Origin of the sequence: Paenibacillus sp. FSL R7-0340 (assembly GCF_038002205.1) — a bacterium.
Lineage (GTDB): Bacteria > Bacillota > Bacilli > Paenibacillales > Paenibacillaceae > Paenibacillus > Paenibacillus polymyxa_B.
Genome location: NZ_JBBOBY010000001.1, coordinates 594,230 through 614,837, shown reverse-complemented (window position 1 = coordinate 614,837; position 20,608 = coordinate 594,230). Strand labels below are relative to the sequence as shown.

At 46.2% G+C, this 20,608-nt stretch carries 13 protein-coding genes and 1 pseudogene; 3 read left to right on the top strand and 11 right to left on the bottom strand.

What is annotated here, in order from left to right:
- Window positions 1-99: 99 nt before the first annotated feature.
- Both MKX59_RS02740 and MKX59_RS02735 read right to left on the bottom strand, forming a co-directional pair.
- Window positions 100-3,708: an Ig-like domain-containing protein gene (locus MKX59_RS02740; RefSeq protein WP_340857541.1), complete on the bottom strand. Its 3,609-nt coding sequence runs from the start codon at window positions 3,706-3,708 to the stop codon at window positions 100-102.
- Window positions 3,709-3,726: 18 nt separating this feature from the next.
- Window positions 3,727-5,463: a motility associated factor glycosyltransferase family protein gene (locus MKX59_RS02735; RefSeq protein ID WP_340858985.1), complete on the bottom strand. Its 1,737-nt coding sequence runs from the start codon at window positions 5,461-5,463 to the stop codon at window positions 3,727-3,729.
- A 603-nt stretch (window positions 5,464-6,066) separates the two neighbouring features.
- Here MKX59_RS02735 and MKX59_RS02730 point away from each other — a divergent pair.
- Window positions 6,067-7,289, top strand: a pseudogene (locus tag MKX59_RS02730) (MFS transporter).
- A 183-nt stretch (window positions 7,290-7,472) separates the two neighbouring features.
- On the opposite strand, the gene MKX59_RS02725 reads toward MKX59_RS02730, so the two are convergent.
- On the bottom strand, window positions 7,473-9,152 hold the full coding sequence (locus MKX59_RS02725; RefSeq protein ID WP_053326622.1) for a glutamine--tRNA ligase/YqeY domain fusion protein: 1,680 nt from the start codon (window positions 9,150-9,152) through the stop codon (window positions 7,473-7,475).
- 207 nt (window positions 9,153-9,359) lie between these two features.
- On the opposite strand from MKX59_RS02725, the gene MKX59_RS02720 reads away from it, so the two are divergent.
- Window positions 9,360-10,085: a hypothetical protein gene (locus MKX59_RS02720; RefSeq protein ID WP_023990742.1), complete on the top strand. Its 726-nt coding sequence runs from the start codon at window positions 9,360-9,362 to the stop codon at window positions 10,083-10,085.
- Window positions 10,086-10,169: 84 nt separating this feature from the next.
- A complete protein-coding gene (locus tag MKX59_RS02715; RefSeq protein ID WP_028540721.1) occupies window positions 10,170-10,718 on the top strand; it encodes a GNAT family N-acetyltransferase in 549 nt (182 codons plus the stop codon).
- 97 nt (window positions 10,719-10,815) lie between these two features.
- On the opposite strand, the gene MKX59_RS02710 is transcribed toward MKX59_RS02715, so the two are convergent.
- The 8 genes from MKX59_RS02710 to MKX59_RS02675 form a co-directional block, all read right to left on the bottom strand.
- The gene (locus MKX59_RS02710) at window positions 10,816-11,310 is read right to left on the bottom strand and encodes a GNAT family N-acetyltransferase (protein ID WP_023990744.1); all 495 of its coding nucleotides are present in this window, start codon (window positions 11,308-11,310) and stop codon (window positions 10,816-10,818) included.
- Window positions 11,311-11,414: 104 nt separating this feature from the next.
- Complete coding sequence (locus MKX59_RS02705) at window positions 11,415-12,665, bottom strand: MFS transporter (protein ID WP_076156455.1); 1,251 nt, start codon at window positions 12,663-12,665, stop codon at window positions 11,415-11,417.
- 46 nt (window positions 12,666-12,711) lie between these two features.
- The gene (locus MKX59_RS02700; protein ID WP_340857538.1) at window positions 12,712-14,844 is read right to left on the bottom strand and encodes a molybdopterin-containing oxidoreductase family protein; all 2,133 of its coding nucleotides are present in this window, start codon (window positions 14,842-14,844) and stop codon (window positions 12,712-12,714) included.
- Window positions 14,845-15,216: 372 nt separating this feature from the next.
- Window positions 15,217-16,050 (bottom strand): formate/nitrite transporter family protein, encoded by an 834-nt coding sequence (locus MKX59_RS02695; protein WP_023990747.1) that lies wholly within the window; start codon window positions 16,048-16,050, stop codon window positions 15,217-15,219.
- A gap of 387 nt (window positions 16,051-16,437) precedes the next feature.
- On the bottom strand, window positions 16,438-17,799 hold the full coding sequence (locus MKX59_RS02690) for an FAD-dependent oxidoreductase (RefSeq protein ID WP_013312369.1): 1,362 nt from the start codon (window positions 17,797-17,799) through the stop codon (window positions 16,438-16,440).
- A 391-nt stretch (window positions 17,800-18,190) separates the two neighbouring features.
- A complete protein-coding gene (locus MKX59_RS02685; protein ID WP_023990749.1) occupies window positions 18,191-18,667 on the bottom strand; it encodes a glutathione peroxidase in 477 nt (158 codons plus the stop codon).
- Window positions 18,668-18,754: 87 nt separating this feature from the next.
- Entirely contained in the window at window positions 18,755-19,558 is an 804-nt protein-coding gene (locus MKX59_RS02680; protein ID WP_023990750.1) for a hypothetical protein, read from the bottom strand.
- 12 nt (window positions 19,559-19,570) lie between these two features.
- Window positions 19,571-20,464 (bottom strand): ABC transporter ATP-binding protein, encoded by an 894-nt coding sequence (locus MKX59_RS02675; RefSeq protein WP_023990751.1) that lies wholly within the window; start codon window positions 20,462-20,464, stop codon window positions 19,571-19,573.
- Window positions 20,465-20,608: the final 144 nt, after the last annotated feature.

The window sequence follows — 20,608 nt, the reverse complement described above, 5'->3', positions numbered from 1 at the left end:
ACGAATAAATCTAATAATATCATCTATATAAAGTATAAAAAATGGCGATCCACTGGATCGCCTAAAAAAGAGGGTGCCTATTCGTCTAGTTCGTTACTTTTAATTCGTGAACTTAATAAGTTGCAAAAATCGTTTTATTATGGAAGTAGCCTCCGCCCGGGCCGCCTGCTGTTTGGGTGCAAGCAAGTCGGGAGAGACACCCTTAATTAAGCCTTGCTCTGTAGCCTGCGCCATAGCATCTTGAGCCCAAGGAGAAACAGTAGATGCGTCACTGTAAATCTCTTTATATTTCTCATTAGCAGGACCAGCATTCAGTGTTTGAGCATAATGTACAGCCTTTTCTGTAATAACCACGATTTCCTCACGCGTAATTAACCTTTCTGGTCCAAATGACTGATCCCCATAACCACGAATCAAACCAGCTTCCACCGCAGCTCCAACACTACCAGCATACCAGGCATTTTCTTTCACATCTGTAAAATGTTCCGTTAACGGCTTTTCCTGCATACCAAGTCCGCGAACAAGCATTGACACAAATTCAGCTCTTGTTACAGCCCGATTTGGTTCAAAAATATCAGACTGAACACCTTGGACAATCAACTTGTTTGCCAGCATCTCTACATCTTTCTGCGCCCAATGATTTTCTAGATCCTTAAACTTTTTGTCTGCTGAGACTACAGCATAAATGCTGTTATGGTTTGACTTAATAATTGCCTCTAATTGCCCATCCACATTCTGTATCAACACGGGAACAGACGACAACACACCTGTCTTAGGATCGAACCAAACGGCCGCTATATGCTTAGGATCAACTTCATGATCGAGAATCAATTTCCGTTCCACGTAATGCCCGAAAAATTCAGTGATCTCTTGATCTCCAGCCATAAGCTTGAAATCAACCGGGTTTACGACAACATTCGCTAAACCCGTGTCTGCAATAGCTTGTCGCACTTGTGCACCGTTTTCGCCTGACAGCGCTGAAATTTCGACGATCAGGTTGTCTTCAGGATATAATGAGACCAATTTGCCAACCAATTCAGCAGAAAGAGTAAACTGGGCTACTGCTGTGTGAATGCTAATCGGCACCTTTGTATTTTCTTTCTCATATTCCTTTAAAAAGGTAGAAGGTATACTCACTTTTGCTGCTTTATTGTACCCCGAGGCGTCCACGACCAACTCTTTCTGCTCACCGATTGTAACATTCAGGGCTTGGCTGACGTCTCCATCATTCAAACCAATAAGTTGAATAGTGCGGCTCTTATCGGCTACTGTCTTAGCGTCTGTTGATACGGCACCCGTCTTAGTCTCTGTTTGGGAAGCCGCTGACGAAGTACCCTGAGCTGACGTTTCCTTATCCTTAGAACGATGTGAGCGCTCATCTCGTACGCGGAACGCCCATTCCTCTGGAGTATGCATCCCAACATACGGATTCATTGCATGGTCTGTCAGCGCTCCCGAGGTAATTTCCAGATAGTACGACTTTCCTTCTTCCAACCCGCCTGATAGCTCGATGTACGCTATATTTCCCTCGCCTTTTAACGTAAAATTCGAATTTCCTGCACCGGATACTCGCAGTTCGCGAACCACTGCCCCACCTGAGGCTTCGTGGAGCCTTACATAGCCTTGGTTCCACTTCATCGGCTCATTAAACTCCAGCATAAAGCCTGCATACTGGCCTGCACCACTAAGCTCTGAACCTTCCGGTGATACCTTCCTTACCAGCTTCGGCGCTGTGGTGTCTGCCGTCTGGAAGGTCCACATGTCCTTGTCCCAAATGGCATTTGTCCCCTGACACGCACGGTCTACAAACATACCCGAGCTGACCTCTACATAATACTGGGTACTATCTGCCAGTGGATGATCCAGTTCCATCCGCACATGCTGACCACTGATATGTACCGTGCCACCTACGACTGTACCTCCGCTCACGTTAATCCGGCCCGCTTCACTTCCATCCTTCTGGTGCACTACCAGATGGCCTGTGCCTAACTGCACCTCTTCACTGAAGCTCATGTGCAGGTTCGGGGTGAGCGTTTGACCACTCCCTTCTGGATACAGATTCGTATAACGAGGCCGCTCATCTCGTGTGCGGAATGTCCAGTCCTCCGAAGTATGCATCCCTACATATGGATTCATCACCAAATCCGTTAGTGCTCCCGAGGTGATTTCCAGATAGTACGACTTTCCTTCTTCTAACCCGCCTGACAGCATAAATTCGACTACATTATCGTGTCCTTCTAACGTACTGTTTAAATTTCCTGCACCGGATACTCGTAGTTCGCGAACTACTGCCCCACCTGATACTTCGTGAAGTCTTACATAGCCTTGGTTCCACTTCATCGGCTCATTGAACTCCAATATAAACCCTGCATACTGGCCTGCACCACTAAGCTCTGAACCTTCCGGTGATACCTTCCTTACCAGCTTCGGCGCTGTGGTGTCTGCCGTCTGGAAGGTCCACATGTCCTTGTCCCAAATCGCATTGTTGCCTTGACCCGCACGGTCTACAAACATCCCCGAGCTGACTTCTACATAGTACCGGGTACTATCCGCCAGTGGATGATCCAGTTCCATCCGCACATGCTGACCACTGATATGTACCGTGCCACCTACGACTGTACCTCCGCTCACGTTAATCCGACCCGCTTCACTTCCATCCTTCTGGTGCACTACCAGATGGCCTGTGCCTAACTGCACCTCTTCACTGAAGCTCATGTGCAGGTTCGGGGTGAGCGTTTGACCACTCCCTTCTGGATACAGATTCGTATAACGAGGCCGCTCATCTCGTGTGCGGAATGTCCAGTCCTCCGAAGTATGCATCCCTACATATGGATTCATCGCCAAATCCGTTAGTGCTCCCGAAGTAATTTCCAGATAGTACGACTTTCCCTGTTCCAGCCCACCCGAGAAGGAGAAGTAGGCTGTATTTTCCCAGACTGATTGGGATTTCCCCGTTCCCCACTGACCCGATATCGGTAACTCACGAACCACTGCCCCACCCGAGGCTTCGTGCAACCTTACGTAGCCGTGGTCCCATCTCACTGGCTCATTAAACTCCAGCATAAAGTTCGCATCGTAGGGACTTACGCCACTCATGTCTGGGCCCTCTGGTCCCTTCCTCACCAGCTTCGGCGCTATGGTGTCTGCCGTCTGGAAGGTCCACATGTCCTTGTCCCAAATCGCATTGTTGCCTTGACCCGCGCGATCTACAAACATACCCGAGCTAACTTCTACATAGTACCGGGTACTATCTGCCAGCGGATAATCCAACTCCATTGACACGTTCTGACCGCTGATATGTACCATGCCACCTACGACTGTACCTCCGCTCACGTTAATCCGACCCGCTTCACTTCCATCCTCCTGGTGCACCACTAGATGACCTGTGCCCAGTTGCACCTCTTCACTGAACGACATAGCCAGATTTGCGGACAAAGAAACGCCGCTTTCCTGAGGTGAAAGCCATGTATAGTATGGAGGCTCGTCCATTTGCGCCTGCATATAGACTGATAAGGCCACGGGGGATGAGGAAGCGTCTTGTATGAACCCGTCCGACACCGACACATTCTCCGTCGTATTGTCGCTTACGCTCTCCGATGCAAACGTCGCTGAAATATATGGGTTGGCTAGGTTGAGCACCTGTGTTGTCAGTACACTTACCTTAATCATTCGATTTACATGATTCTTATTTCTTTTCTTCTTACTCATATACGTGCTCCTTTTTATCTAGGTGTGAATGGAATGGTGAAATTCATGGATCTCATTCTTGATTTCCATATAATCCTGCTGGCATTTCCATATGAAATCCCCGAAGTACAGCAGAATTTGCTCCCCTCTGATTAGAGGATTCCTACTGCTCTGAATGGCGCCCATTTTACTGTACAAAAACTCATACAGCATACGATGGCGAGGAAGAACATATATTTTGAAAAAACAATTACCTAATAATGAGGCAAATAAGTCATCAAACTGTCCAAAGGACACGTTCAGCATATTGGCCTGCTTCAGACTGAGCTTATGTTTGATGCCGAGCAAAGCATGATGAATCTGTTCCATAATGGTTTGAAAAACCTCTTCATCCCGCTGAAGCTCTTCAATGCGTGACCTCAGAAACATGAGATCGTATTCCGAATTACTGCTGGTTTGCAGCCACGTATCGTCAATAGCACCTTTTAACCGCGTCTGGATTACCTCTTCCAAGTTCTGAAAAGATGTTCCTTTGATAACAGCGCCTTCACGCGTTGTGTTTATAAATTCAGTTCCCTTCACTGTACTAATGTAAAACTCCATCTCTATTTTCATTTTAATAAAAGAATGTCGTGTAACTACCTGTTGACCATGAACACCCTTTACACACGGCAAATCGGCACTAGCTGGAACACCTTGGGCATGAGTAATCCCCTCAGCATAATATTGTTCATCCCGATAAGCTAAATTTTGCCCTACCAACACAACAGGGTCTGCTTTCATCTGGATCAGACATTGGAGTGCAATGACCGCTACTGAAGGAGCATCGTTAATAATCGTTGGTTTATTTCCCTCCGGTGTACGCAATACGTGTTTGGAGAGTTCATCCTGAGAAATGATGATATGCATAAGACGACCTGGATAATGATCGAGTGTGTGCTTACCGACCGTACTGCCGAAAATAAGTGGAATTGAATCAATTCGCTTGTCGATCACCTTTTGAATTACATTTACGTTGTGTTCGTTCGGGTCATAACTGAACGTGCCGTGCGGATAAATGCCATGCTCCACCAGCGTGTTCACTGCCGATCCTACTGTAAACAGATAAGCAAGATTATTCTCACGAATATGTCGCAGGTGCTCAATTTCGTCGTTAAGCGAAGGGCCAGCGGATATTACTAAGGCTGGCTTACTCCTAATATGCTCTGAGCCCGCCTGCAGAAAATCCGAACTATGTAAAATATAAGGGAAATTATGAATACTGTTTAACGCCCATTTTTTTTCGTACACGTTATTGATAGCCATTTTGTCCTTCTTGTTAGAGACCATTTTGTACAATATTTCATTAAACTTCTTCAGTTCCGCAGCAAATAAAGAGCGATACGGGAGCCATGGAACAACTAGGATCCCAGATACACGGTCGATCAACCTATGCAGTGTACCGATTGTCTCTCCTGTCATTCCTCCTACCATTACCTCTTCGATCATCTCATCAGCCAGCCAATCGTTTTCATTCAGATGCTGCAAAAAAATATTCATCAAACCAGTGTCGGGCTCGACGATGGAGAAGCTGGTATTCGGGTACTTGCGTAGAAATTCACGAATATGGTACCCAAGTCCTACACCAAAAAAGATCACGTGCGCTTGAGGTTTAACCTCGTTAAAACCCAAAACAAATAATTCTGCTTCCCGCTCAGGCTGCTCAGGATCATGCAAATAATATGATTGTCCCTCACGAGTCAGTATTACATTGGGCTCGTTGGTTTCAGAAGTCACCAACGCACCTCGTTCTCCTGCCTGGAGCAAAAGAAGCCGAGGAAATCGGTGGTACAAGGAATTGTCTCTATGATGCTGCAATGCCGTTTTCCATCCCTTTCCACCCGATATTTCATAAAACCAACTATACAGGCCAGTCGATTAAACCTATATCATTTCTTATGAAGCATAGTATTCTGATTTTATGTAATATCTGCGACAATGTATTTTTATTCAGAAAAAAATAATCCTAAATTCTCCTGATTATGGATTAAGTATCGGCTATTCTATGTATAAACTTTAGGTCTTAAGAACCTATTTATAAATAAAGATTTTGTAACTAACCAAACATTTACTTGAACTAACCATATATAGTCTTAAACCCTGTAGTTCGTCTACATGTCGCCCCTTGGAGCAACAAAAACAATAACTAGTAAAATAGCGAAATAATCATTAAGTTTGCTTAAACCAATATCAAATTAGTATCTTCAAATATTTATTACATAATTGTTAATTTATTGGTTTGTTAACCCTTTCAACACATGATACATTGGAATAAGAACCTTCCCACAGATCGGCATCGATGCGTAGTTCTCTATCGGGCTAAGAAAGGAATGGCTTGTCTTGCAAAAGAGAGAAATTCAAGAGACTCCTCTATATTCCTTAAAACTGTATAATTTTTTTCTATATGGAGCTATGGTCATTTTCTCCAGCTTCTTCCCGCTGTACCTGCAAGATATCGGCATGGACAAGCTGGAGATCGGGAGTCTGATGGCCATCGGACCTTTTGTATCCGTATTCGCGAACCCTTTTTGGGGCTATACAAGCGACCGGAGCCGTAACCTCCGACGTATTCTGCTATTTATGATTATAGGTACCTTGTTATTGCTGCAAGCTTTATTTCATGTCCATACGTATATCATGATTTATGTGTCGATGATTGGTTTTTATTTTTTCCAAAGCCCTTTATTTGCGCAAAGCAACAGCCTAATTCTCAGCTATATTGAGGGCACAGACCGGAAATTTGGTTCATTCCGTATATGGGGTTCCTTCGGTTGGGCTGTGACAGCAGCAGTTGCCGGCATAGTTATTGACCAAACGGGGATATCCAGCATATCCACCATCTTTACGGTACTTCTTCTGGCTGCATTGATCTGCACCTTGTCGATTCCACCACTGAAAAGCACTGTGGAGACAGCAACTATTCATTTGCGTGGCTTTGGCAGCGTTTTAATGAACGGATACTTTATATCCTTTATTTTATTGGGCATCCTTGTATCCATCCCGAATTCGATCAACAGCGCCTTTATGTCCCTGTACATCACCGAGCTGGGCGGGTCCAAACAGATGCTTGGTTTTGCCGTTTTTATGTCATCGGTATTCGAAATTATTGTCTTTTTGCTGTTTGATCGCTTCTTGAAGAAAAAAATGACTGTGATGGTCGGCTGTTTGGCACTCGTCAGTTTGCTGTTTGCCTTACGTTGGGAACTGATGGCTCTGGCCACAGACCCGATTCAGATTGTGTTCATTCAGGCTCTTCATTGCGTCACCTTCGGTGGATACTTCTATGTAGGCACCCAATTGACCGTCCTGTTCACCCCTGCAGCTTACCGATCATCCGGACAGGCCGTATATACTTTGACCTGGAGTGGTATATCCGGTATCGTAGCAGGTTTTGCGGGAGGTTGGCTATTCCAGAACTTTGGCGGAGAAATGATGTACCATGCAGGGGTCTTCTTTGCCCTACTTGGCTCTGCGGGCTTCGCTATCATGTGGTATATGCTGTACAAGAACGGTTATCAGCCAGGACTGCCAGCGGGCACAAACGAATAGAAGAAGCCCCTTAACAACACTAGAGGAATGAGGTATCCCCTTCCCTTCTGGCTTGTTAGCAAAGGCAATAGAGTATCGTCAAGTCAATGATCATGTATAAAGAGCGTGCATGCGTAAAATAAAGGAGTCTGCCGACGGCAGACTCCTTTTCAACTTGGTCGCACGAAGCTACCATCTCTCCCACACTTTCCAACAACCTATTGCTTAGGCAATTGGAAAGAGCTTTTCAACAATACAACACGGTTAAATACAGGCTCACCCGGCTTGGAAAGCTTCGGATCGACACTGAAATAACCATGACGGAAAAATTGGAACTTGTCCTGCGATTGAGCTTCTTTCATGTTCGGCTCGACATAGCCATGAGCAATTTCCAAAGAGTTCGGATTCAATTGGTCAAGGAATGTTTTTTCCGATGCATCCTCTTCAATCTCTTCCGTGTCCTCTGCGTTAATCAAAGGCTCATACAAACGGAATTCGGCAGGTACAGCCTGAGTAGCCTCTACCCAGTGGATCGTTCCTTTCACTTTACGTCCAGTAAAGCCTGATCCGCTCTTGGTCTCTACATCATAGGTACAATGAATCTCCGTTACATTTCCGTCCGCATCCTTAATCACATCGTTGCATTTAATGAAGTAAGCATGTTTGAGACGTACTTCATTACCAGGGAACAAACGGAAGTACTTGCTCGGCGGATTTTCCATGAAGTCCTCACGCTCAATATAAATTTCACGGGAAAACGGAATTTGACGTGTACCGAGTTCCGGATTTTCAGTATTATTTTCCGCCTCCAGCATTTCAACTTGTCCTTCAGGATAGTTTGTGATAACCACCTTCAACGGATCTATGACTGCCATGGTGCGAGGTGCCTTAAGCTTCAAATCCTCACGTACAAAATGCTCCAGTACCTGCAAATCGATGACTCCGTAGGCTTTGGAAATGCCTGTCTCATATACGAAGCTGCGGATGGCCTCCGGCGTATAGCCGCGACGACGTAAACCGGATATCGTCGGCATACGCGGATCATCCCAACCATCTACATGCTTTTCATCCACCAGAAGCTTGAGCTTACGTTTGCTGGTTACGGTTTGAGCCAGGTTCAGCCGTCCAAATTCGTATTGATGCGGTACCTTTTCCATCTCGCATTCAGCTACAACCCAATCGTACAGCGGGCGCTGATCTTCGAACTCCAGCGAACAGAGCGAGTGCGTTACTCCCTCAATCGCATCTTCCAGCGGATGAGCATAGGAGTACATTGGATAGATGCACCATGTGTCGCCTGTATTATGATGTGCTGTGTGTGAAATGCGGTAAATAACCGGATCACGTAAATTAATGTTTCCTGAAGCCATATCAATTTTGGCACGCAGCACCTTTTCACCATTTTGGTATTTGCCTGCACGCATCTCTTCAAACAGCTTCAGATTGTCTTCAACACTTCGATCCCGATAAGGGCTATTTTGCCCCGGTTCGGTCAGTGTGCCACGAGTTTCGCGGATTTGGTCCGCGCTTTGGTCATCCACGTAGGCTTTACCCTTTTGGATCAGCAGGATGGCACGCTTGTACATTTCTTCAAAATAATTGGAGGCAAAATGTTTTTCCTCCCATTCATAACCGAGCCACTTCACGTCCTCTTGAATGGAGTTCACGTATTCCGTGTCTTCCTTCGCCGGATTGGTGTCGTCAAAACGCAGATTTGTGCGTCCTCCGAATTCATCTCCTAACGAGAAGTTGATCCAGATAGCTTTGGCATGTCCAATATGCAAATATCCGTTTGGTTCAGGCGGAAATCGTGTAACAACCTCCTTTACCTTACCCGTACGTAGATCCTCTTCAATAACATTTTTAATAAAATTGGGGGGAGTGATCGGCTTCTCCACGCTAATCAACCTTTCTTCCGTATAATCTGTGTAAAACCTGTTCCCTTAAATATACCCTTTCACACCGCATAACTCAATAAAATGAAAATCCTTATGCTCTCTTCAGCAAAAAAAGTGACAAGTTATGAAAAAGAGTTAACATTTTCGGCAAATAAATTCGTTATAGTGTATATATCTTTTATTTTGTCCGGAAAAGGAGACCCACCCGTGTTTAAGCTGCTCATTGTGATCCTGCTGTCTATGCTTTTGTCCTCTTCCGTCATGACTTCCGGTCATCCTTCATCGGACCCGGTGAACGAAACCGTACAATCTCGTCCGCTAGCCAGCGCTCCAGAAGACCCCTCCGTCCATTTATATGCCGTGAATCCGTCACAGGGACTATTCCATTCAGCTGTACTGGAAATCGGCCAGCAGCGTCGCACATTCCGCTGGTCGGGCTCGGCAGATATCTCCACCGCACCACAATTATATTACAGGGATGTAAACGAGGATGGTGTCCGTGAAGCCGTCGTGATCATCACACGCGCCTCGGGAACGGGTGTCGAATTGCAGGAGCTGCATATTATTAACGCACAGACGATGGAAGAATATGCGGTCGAATCGGCAGCATATGCTGTGTCCCAGCGCGTACACAGCTCAGTGGAGCTACGTGACCACAACCGCCAGGTGCATATTACTGTCACGATTGACGGTGCTACACAGACGATGGACCCTAAAGCATCAGTATTTTACGATGATCCAGTGCAATTTACAAAACATCTCGATTTTAACTCCGTCGTAATGTATGATGCCGAACAGCTCCCTCTGCAAGCCACTGTATCTGGCAGTGTATCCCCGACCGAATTTGTAGGGGATTTGGATTTGAAATATGTATACGAGCATGAACGGTTCCGGGTGGGACCTATAGAATTTGAAGCTTCCTCTCCCTTTTGACGACTCTCGCAGAATAAGGTAGCATGGGATTAAATGCTAGACTGGCTGGTTTAGCGATTTTCCGAGTGAAAGAGGGGATCAATCATGTTTACATATGCGTTGGACGAACGCACAGTCCTTCGGCCGCTCACCAAGGAGCATGTGCAGCCTCTGTTTGAGCTGATCGAAATGTCCCGTGACCGCCTGCGTCAATGGCTTCCATGGGTAGACTCCACCACGGAAATCAGCCACACAGAGCAGTTCGTACAGGGCGCCTTGAAACAAGCCGCAGAGAACGGTAGCCTGACCGCCGGAATTTGGATAGACAACGAGCTTGCTGGCATCATCAGCTACCATGAGATCAATTGGACTCACCGTTCGGTTAGCATCGGATACTGGCTTGGACATGGATACGAAGGACAAGGTCTTATGACCAGCGCCTGCCGCGTATTCGTTGAATATGCTTTGATGGAGCTGGACTTGCATCGGGTCGAAATCCGTTGTGCAACTACGAACCGCCGTAGCCGCGGTATTCCGGAACGTTTGGGCTTTGTGCTCGAAGGCATTGTACGCGAAGCGGAATTGCTGCCCGACGGCTACATGAACCACGCAGTGTATGGTATGCTTCAAAATGAATGGAAGCAACTTCGGTAATATTGATGTACAACAACGCCGCAGACCTGATCAGGTCTGCGGCGTTGTTTGTTTAGGCCGGGCATAAAACTGAATATTACTGTCTGTAGCCTCCCGCCTATTTTAAGAAATAGGCCATTAACACATCATCCACGAATTGGCCTGCTATGTAAAACTCCTCATGCAAACGTCCTTCAATCGCGAAACCGCTTTTTTCATAAAACATAAGGGCTTCCGTGTTGCATGAGAGTACACGCAAACTCAACTTGCGTATGCCCTCGGCAGCTGCAATGTCCTTCATGGAGTTCATGAGCGCCGTCCCAATACCTTTACGATGATAAGCTGGATGTACAGCTATATTTATTTCGAGTACATGACAATTACTAGCCAACAGCGTTGGAGAACGAAATCCAATATACCCGCAGAGTACTTCCTGTTCGATGGCGACCAGTTGAGAGCCTGGAGGCGTATTGCGCAGAAACTCTCCGCGCGACTTCCAGGACAGCGAAGCGGGAGCCGTGCGTTCATTCCATACCAATTCATCCAGCGCAATCAGATCAGGAGCATCCTTCATCTCCGAATGACGTATTGTCAAAGGTTGACTTGTAAACAATTCCTTTCAATCCTTCCTGTGAAGGCTTTCCTGAAGCAATAACTACAACCATTCGTCACTTATTGTACCATAATTACAGCATATTACTGCACTTTTATTAGGACTTAAGAACTGGGAGTATCTACCTTGGGTGTCGTAGTATCCAAAGTATCCGAATGATGCCGGAAACGGTTCAACCAGCTATGCAGGACGAAAAACAGGATCGACAACACCGCTACGCCTGATGCCAGCCAAAGTGTAGGCGGTAACCCACCGCCATCATACAACTTCCCCATAATATAAGGCCCCATTACCCGTCCGGCTGCGCCAATCCCCCCCACAAGCCCAATGTAAAAGGGTGCACCCCGACCTCCATGATCAGACAGGAATGCTGGAACCGCAGGTGCAATCAGCATTTCTCCCAGGGTCGCCAGAACCATAGCGAATATCATTCCAGTATAGTTCTGTGTGCCCAGCATGACAATATAAGCCGCCAAATAAAATCCTCCGGCCCATGTCATTTGCGCTGAAGCGTGATGAGCGTACAGTCGTTTTATCCAAAAAATAATGGGTTGTGCGGCAAAAATAAGGATACCATTCAGCGTCCATAGTAACCCATACATCGTTTTAGGCAAGCCCTGCTCAATAATATGGGGAGACACTCCTGTATTCCAGATCGAATTGCCGAACCATAAAAAAAGCGAGCCTACCCCCACAAAGAGATACAATCTGGTATCACGAAACAGCAAACGAGCTGGTATTTCCTCTCTTTTCTTCACGGACTTGCTAAGCTGTACTTCTCCCTCTTCCCGATCTACCCTGCTTAGATAAGACCAGAAGAACCCGGCAAATACCGCAGAAGTCACCCCGTTCATCACAAAGCTGAGCTGATAGGAAAGGTCAGCCAGAACGCCACTCAATCCCGTACCCACTGCAACCCCAATATTGTTAGCGACATAAATAATATTAAACAGCTCTCCACGACGGTCAGCGAAACGAAAACCTACAAAGGCCTGAATCGCAGGCACAGATACGACATTAAAAAAGCCTATAAAGCCCATCATGATGACAAACGCTACCCAATGACCACTGGTAAATGGAAGCGTGAGAAGTCCCAGCGCGTTCATCGCCAGTGAGCCAACAATCAATTTTTTGGCTCCAATACGATGATAGAGGGCTCCGCCCAGCACTTGACCAAAAATTCCGCCCAGAGACTGCACTAAAATCGCAATCCCTGCATCTCCCATACTACGGTTCAGTTCGTCAAACACATACATGCTGACCAACGGCCACATCAATGAACTTCCAGCGGAATTAATCAGGCTAGCAATGAGAAACACTTTCACTTCTTTCGGATAAGACTCCAACCATTTCATATCTTTTGTTTCTCCTTTTGCATCTGACGCCATAAATGGCATTATCTCATTGGTGCTTCACATTCACCACCGTTGAGAAGAAAGTAGCCCCCTGTCCCATATCCGACAGCCGATCAGAGGTTAACACATTGGCACGCTGTCTGCGTCCTTTGCCTTCCCACCATAATCCCTGGCTAATCACTGTACCGGGCAGCATCAGATCGGTGACTTTGGCTTTCAGCTCATACGTCCCCCGATCATTCCATACGGTAACCGGTTCCCCATCCGCGATGCCTCTTGTCTGAGCATCCTCCGGGTGAATTTGTAGCAAGGGCTCCCGCTCTAGCCGCTGATGCTTGGGCAAGTTAGCGAAAGTAGAATTCAGAAAATTATGGTTTGGCGGTGAAATAAACATTAATGGAAACCGCTCGTCCGCTTGCGGTCGATGCTCTCCATCATACCCTTCAATCAGCGGCACATATGAAGGCATCGCGGGCAGACCTGCTTGTTTCATTTTTTCCGAATATAGCTCAATCTTGCCTGAAGGCGTGGTTAGACGATCCAAATAAGTAGCCTTTGGCGACATATCGAGCTTTACAAAAGGTGACTTCTTTAAGGCTTCCAAGGTTACACCGTTGAGATAAGGGTTCGTTGGATTATCCAGCGCGCCTGCGATCATGTCCGCTTCACTTTCCGTAAAGGCAGCTTCGTCAAAGCCCATAGCCCGTCCGAGCAGGCTAAACAGCTCATAATTGCTTTTGCTTTCCCCGAGTGGAGCAATGACGGGTTCCTGCATCTGGACATAGTGATGCCAGTAGGATTTATATAGGTCCGTACCTTCAAAGGAAGACGCTGCAGGCAGCACAATATCGGCATAACGGGCCGTATCCGTAAGAAACAGGTCATGTACGACTGTGAACAAATCCTCTCGTTCAAATCCTTCAGTCACCCGTTCCGAATCGGGAGCTACAACTACCGGGTTACTACAGTATACAAATAACGCCTTAATCGGCTGTTCCTTCTGTAGCAGCGCTTCTCCGATCCGGTTCATGTTGATCACCCGGGCATCCGGGTTCTGTCGCAGATCAGGACGCGCCAGATTGGCGCCGTTAAATTTGCCATAAGCGCCATTAGAGCGTGACGCTCCCCCGCCGTGCTTTAGCCATTGTCCAGTGAGCGCAGGCAAACATGTAACTGCACGTACGTTCATACCGCCATTATCATGATGCTGAAGCCCATTGCCGATATTGATATACGCTGCTCGCGCAGTTCCGTACATTTCCGCTAAACGGATAATATTTGCTTCCGGCACGCCGGTAATCCGCGAAACTCGCTCTGGTGTATATGTCTTAACATGCTCGCGCAGTTCCTCATGGCCTACCGTGTAGCGATGTAAAAATTCGTCGTCCGTCAGTCCCTGAGCGAACAGCACATTCATAACACCCAGCGCGAGCGCCGTATCCGTCCCCGGATATAACGGAATGAACCAATCCGCCCATTGCGCCGTCCGGTTGCGATGAACGTCAATAACGACCACCTTAGCACCCTTTTTACGTGCTTTCTCAGCCAAAACGACCTGATGCATGTTGGTGCTAATGACATTGCCACCCCACACAATAATGAGGTCTGCATCCTCCGTGTCTTCCGGGCTGGTGCCGCCCTTAAAGCCCATAACGGATGCCCAGCCTTCATTCCCTGCCACGCTGCAAATCGTCTGATCCAGTTGGCTTGAACCCAGCGCATTAAAAAATCGGCGATCCATTCCATCCACACTCAATACGCCCATATTGCCATAAAAGCTGTAGGGGAGAATAGATTCCGATCCGTCCGTACGTATCAGCTCCTTGAACCGACCTGTAATGGTATCGACCGCTTCCTCCCAGCTAATTCGTTCAAACTTTCCTTCTCCTTTGGGGCCTATACGTTTCAACGGATAGAGCACCCGATCAGGATCATATACCCGCTCCGTCATATTGCGAACTTTGTTACAAATAGCCCCTTTGGTAATAGGATGATCCGGGTTCCCAGTCACCTTGACTATCTTTCCATTTTCCTTGTGAAGCAGGAGCCCACACGTATCCGGGCAATCTAACGGGCATACAGCCGGAAAAATACCGTCCTGCTGCTCCGTCATCCGCTGTCCCCTTTGTAAGTCTTGTTGAAGCGTGGCCTCAGGAGGCGCGCTATTGCGATGATCCATAGTGTTGATGCTCCTTTCCGTTACCGTTTCCAAAAATTACACTGATCTTATCATATCCACAGCTTTGGCCTATGGCAAGAGTAGGATTTTCCCACACAGCCGCTCTCCAAAATATTAAAAAAATCCGTCTGCTGCATACAGCAAAACGGATTTTTTTAAGAATCATATTTTTTTCGACATCCTGTTTCATCATATCTTACCGAGGGTAAAAGAGATCAAGGCATTATGGGACGAGAGCACACTCATCCTCCATGCCAAATCATGGACCACTCCCAAAAAAATCCGCCATGACAGGTTTCGTTCCCCCGGGCCTGTCATGGCGGATTTGCTTTGTTCATTGCTGTCTAAAGTGCCGTAATTAAGCAGGATCACTCAACGGATTTGATGTGCAACCGAAGAAGTGGTTGGAGATTCATTCACTGGATGTGCGTTGGCTTGAGGCTTTTTTAAATAGGCCAACCAGTAGGCTCCAGCCACAAACAGGCTACCTCCTACCAAATTCCCCAGCCAGACCGGAATGAAGTTCATAACATAATCTGCCCATGAAAAGTGGCCTGCAAAAATAGCCGCCGGAATGAGAAACATATTGGCAACAACGTGCTGAAATCCAATAGCGACAAAGGCCATGGTCGGGAACCAAATCCCCATAATTTTGCCGCCAATTGAGTCTGTGCTATAAGCCAGCCATACAGCCAGTGCTACGAGCCAGTTACATCCTATACCCGATATAAAAGACTGCAAAAAGCTTTCATGTAGCTTATGTCCTGCCATATCCACCACTTTGTCCAGGTAAGGACCCGTTTCTGTCAAACCCAGCACATGGCCAAAGAAAAAAGCAACGAATAACGCACCCGCAAAATTACTGAGCGTAATAATCGCCAAATTACGAAGCATGGCCCCTGTCTTAATCCGTCCTGCCCATCTCGCCAAAGGAACCGCCATCATATTGCCGGTCAGCAATTCTCCGCCGGCGATCAAAACTAATACCAGACCTACAGGGAACACCGCAGCTCCAATAAAGGTGGCAATGCTTCCCCATTCTTTAGGCGCACTTGCAATAACACGTATATCCAGCAAAAACCCGAGTGCAATAAATGCACCTGCCAAAAATCCCAGTACCACCGCCACAGTCCACGGGTTGTTCGCCTTGGCCACTCCTGTTTCCACCGTCTTTTCGGCAATTTGCCCCGGTTTATAGCTCGCCATATGTCCCCGCTCCTTTAATATCTTTTCACTAAAATGTTCTTCTTTCATATTTTATTTAAAATCAGTGATTATGTTTGTGAAAAAAATCACTTTATCGAACATTAAAAAACAGCCCTTGGAAAAAGGACTGTCTTTTCTGTATTATTACATCTACTGCGCTACTACGCACTTTACATTTAGTTATATTCTTCCTTTTCAACTGCTCTCAAGAACCAAATAACTCCACCGAGGCCTACCAGCGCCACGACTACAAGAAAAAGGATATAAAACAAATCCATAAGCTACTTACCCCCTAATCCTTATGCTACTCTATATTGTACTATAAGGATTCGTCCATACGTCTCAGATTGTTGACAAACTTATGAACAATGTCACAGACAAACCGAATTATACAGTAACTGGGTTCCGTTCGGATATTGTAGGCAATGCTTGTAAACCTGCTGCGTTCAGGAAATTCCAAGGCTTGTTATAATGTGGCTGGAAGAAGAAATCGACAAAGGCCAACTGGTCAATGGTCATATGATTTTGAATGGCTACGGATAGCGTGTTAATGGATTGCGTCAAATCCACCTTCGACATAATTTGTGCCCCCAAAATTCTCCGTGTCTCCTGCTCATATACCACTTTCAGTAATACCTTTTCGGAGGTTGGCATAAATTCAGGCCGGTAGCTGTCCTCAATGGTTACAGCTTCTACAGTCATGCCTTCGTCCGTTGCCGCCGCTTCCGTCATGCCTGTTCCTGCAATATTGTCTTCGTAAATTTTGATACCCGAAGTTCCTTGGGTTCCCATGTAGGCAATGGTTGGTTGTACCAGATTACGTGCTACCAGCGTACCCATACGAACTGCGTTGGTTGCCAAAGGGATATAAGCCGTTTTGCCTGTCGGATTATAGCGGATTGCACAACTGTCACCTGCTGCAAACACATCCGGGCAGCTACTTTGCATATAGTTATCCACAATGATCGCACCGTTAGGCAACATATCTACCTGACCTTTGAGCAGATCCGTTTGAGGTCGGAAACCGATGCAGAGAATAACAAGCTCTGTTTCATATTCTCCTTTAGAGGTCACGACTTTACTTACCTTACCGTTCGTACCCTCAAAACGACTCACCGTCTCGCCAAGTACCAGCTTAATACCATGTTCCTTCAGGGAACTTTCAATCCGGTCTGTATACTCATGGTCCAAATACTTATTCAATATACGATCAGCACTGTCGATCAATGTTACATTTTTACCGTTCATTTGGAACGCTTCTACCAGTTCAACACCAATGTATCCTGCTCCGACGACTGTAATGTTCTGTACGTGCTGGGCTTTCTCAATGATATCATTCGAATGATTATAGTTTTTACAGAGCAAAATATGATCAAGTTCAATGCCTTCCAGCTTCGGAATAATGGGCCATGATCCTGTAGTCACAATTAATTTATCAAATGTGTCTGTAAATTCTTCACCTGTTTGGAGATTACGTGCATGCAGCGTCTTGCCTGCCGTATCCACACTCGTTACCTCATGAAGCATCTTGGTCTCTACACCCAAGTCAGCCAGTTGATCTGGAGACGAATAAAACAGTCCGTGCGGATCTTTGACGACACCACCTACGTACAGAGCAATACCACAAGATAAGAATGAAATATTATCATTACGCTCATAAACGGTAATTTCGGCATCTGGATAACATTTAGCTGTATTGACGATAGCTGCCGTGCCTGCGTGTGTACATCCGATAACTGCTACTTTCATGTTAAATTCCTCCTTGGTGTGTGGGCATAAAATGTATAATAATTGTGAATAGTTTCACGTAAACAGCTCGTTTGCGTTTGTGATTTATTTCACTTCATGCGCTTATTATAGTGTGATATTTTTCACATTACAATAGCTTTTTAAGATATTCACAATTTGTCCACATTTAAAAAAGAAAGGATATACGAGTTCAGTCGTTTGCTGAAATGTTTCTTTGCTCCATCCAGTTTTCCCTGTAAGCCTCCTGATTATGCCCTTGGAACCTACCTTCACATGATGCAACACACCTTAGACAAATGCATATGTAGAGAACAAAAAAGGTCCGTTTCCCGGAGACATTCCGGAAATCAGACCCTTTTTAAACATATACGTTGGAATTAAAGCGAAGCTACTATAGCAATTGCTCAATAGCTGCTTTCATCGCTTCTGGTGACTCCTTCGGTTCAAAACGACCCACAGGTACACCTTCACGATTCACAATGAATTTCGTGAAATTCCACTGAATTGTCCCATCTTCCTGTTCTCCAGGTTGTTGCTTTTTTAAATATTCAAACAAAGGCGCTGTATCCGGTCCGTTGACGTCCACTTTGGCGAATATCGGGAAACTAACCCCATAATTCAATTGGCAAAATTCAGCCGCTTCCTCGCTGCTGCCCGGCTCCTGACCGCCAAATTGGTTGCAAGGAAATCCTAATACAACTAATCCCCGATCCTTATATTCGTCATAAAGCTTTTGCAAATCCCCATATTGCGGGGTAAGTCCACATTTACTGGCGGTATTCGCAATAACCAGAACCTTACCGGTGTAAGTATCCAGAGAAACCTCCTGATTCGCTGGTGTTACGGCATTATGTGAATAGACAGACATACAGCATCCTCCTTCGTGTCGCTTGGTTTAGGTTACATAACCTATTTTAACCAAAACGTGACGGACATGCCAACATCCACAGTGACTTTACCGTGATGCCATCACTTCGAGTCTGCGTTCTTCGCGTTCGGAAGCGGACATTTTTGGGCAAGCATAACAATACCGCTGGCCTCCACCTGTCTTGTAATATTGGCAACAGGACGGTTTCATGTAGGTATTTTCACCGGGGCGGTAAGGATTGTCTAATTCAATGAGACGAACCGTAAACGGATTTCTTTTACGCCCGAATACCTCTCCCTCCAGCTCACGTGTCACATACATATAATCTTGTTCAAAGCGCTCCACATCCTGAGGATCAGTCAACGATGGCTGTACTCTATCCTTAAAATACAGCAATGTCAACGGAAACTGTCCCCACATTTGCCCAATAGATGCGCTCCCCACTGCAGCTATTGCCTCCAATATGGGCCGCATCTGCAAACTGTAAAAGTCACGTAACACTTGCTGAGCCTGTTCGGAAGAATGGTCATCCCCATTGTTCCGCGTATTGTCCAGCTCTGTTAGGTCGATGACCTGGAGGCTAATAGAGGGATATTGACCTTCATAACAAATATGAAATCTGAGATTAGAAACGGACAGATCCAAACGGCGTTCACACAGTGACACCATAAAATGCTGTGCAAACACGAGACCACGCAACTGGTTCACAAAATAAACGGCTGCGGTTAAATCGTCTTCAGCACGCAGAAGATCGCCGTAATACTCCATCACAGAGCGGATTTTCTCTGGTTCAAGCCATTCGGCCACTGGGCCGGAATATACTGCATCCTCCGGCGTGACTCTCACTATTTTCGCTAATTGCTCAAGCTGATTGTAATCCAGTGGTCTCATGGTATGTCCCCTTTAACCTCTTGCCGCTACTTGTGGTCTGGCATCACGTCGCTCGGCAACAGAACCCACGGGTTGCTTCTCTTCCACATTCATTTCCTTTACTGCTTGGCTTACCGCTGGCTGTCCAGCCAAAGCATATGGAAGACAGAGCGGTACACCCGTACGAGGATCTGTTACAATATCCGCCTCAATCCCGAACACCTCGCGCAGCACATCAGGAGACATAACCTCAGTTGGAGTTCCTACCGCCTCGGCCTTCCCTTTTTTGATCGCAATCATATGCTGAGCATACCGGGCCGCATGGTTCAAATCATGTACGACCATAACAATGGTGCGCTCCGCCGAAGTATTCAGATACTCTAGCAAATGCAGCACTTCCAGTTGATGCGCCATATCTAAAAATGTCGTCGGCTCATCCAGAAACAAAATATCCGTATCCTGCGCAAGCGCCATAGCAATCCAAGCACGCTGACGCTGACCGCCAGAAAGCTGATCAATCGGACGATCGTGGAACTCGCTCATTCCCGTTACTTGAATGGCCCACTCTACCATTTTGCGATCTTCCGCTTTCATGGAGCCAAAGCCTTTTTGATAGGGAAAACGTCCGTAAGATACCAGTTCCGTCACGGTTAATCCTTCCGGTGCAGTCGGATTTTGTGGCAAAATAGCCAGCTGTTTAGCTACTTCCCGGGTGGATTGCTTATGAATGGATTTACCGTCAAGCAGAACACTGCCGCCCTTAGGATTCATGATGCGAGCCATCGTCTTCAGAATGGTGGACTTGCCAGAACCATTTGCGCCCACCAAGGCTGTGATTTTCCCTTGCGGTATTTCTACGTTCAGATCTTCTACAATCAATCGATCTTCATAAGCAATATCCAGATTTGCCGTTTTCAGACGAAACATTTGGAATCATCCCTTTCCCTTATCCAATATATATAGTCACGGGCTTAACGCACGACTTTCATCAAAACTTCATTCTATCTTTATATAATAAAGATATTGATAATCATTATCAAGTGTTAACTGGTTTATTTCCTATATCATACA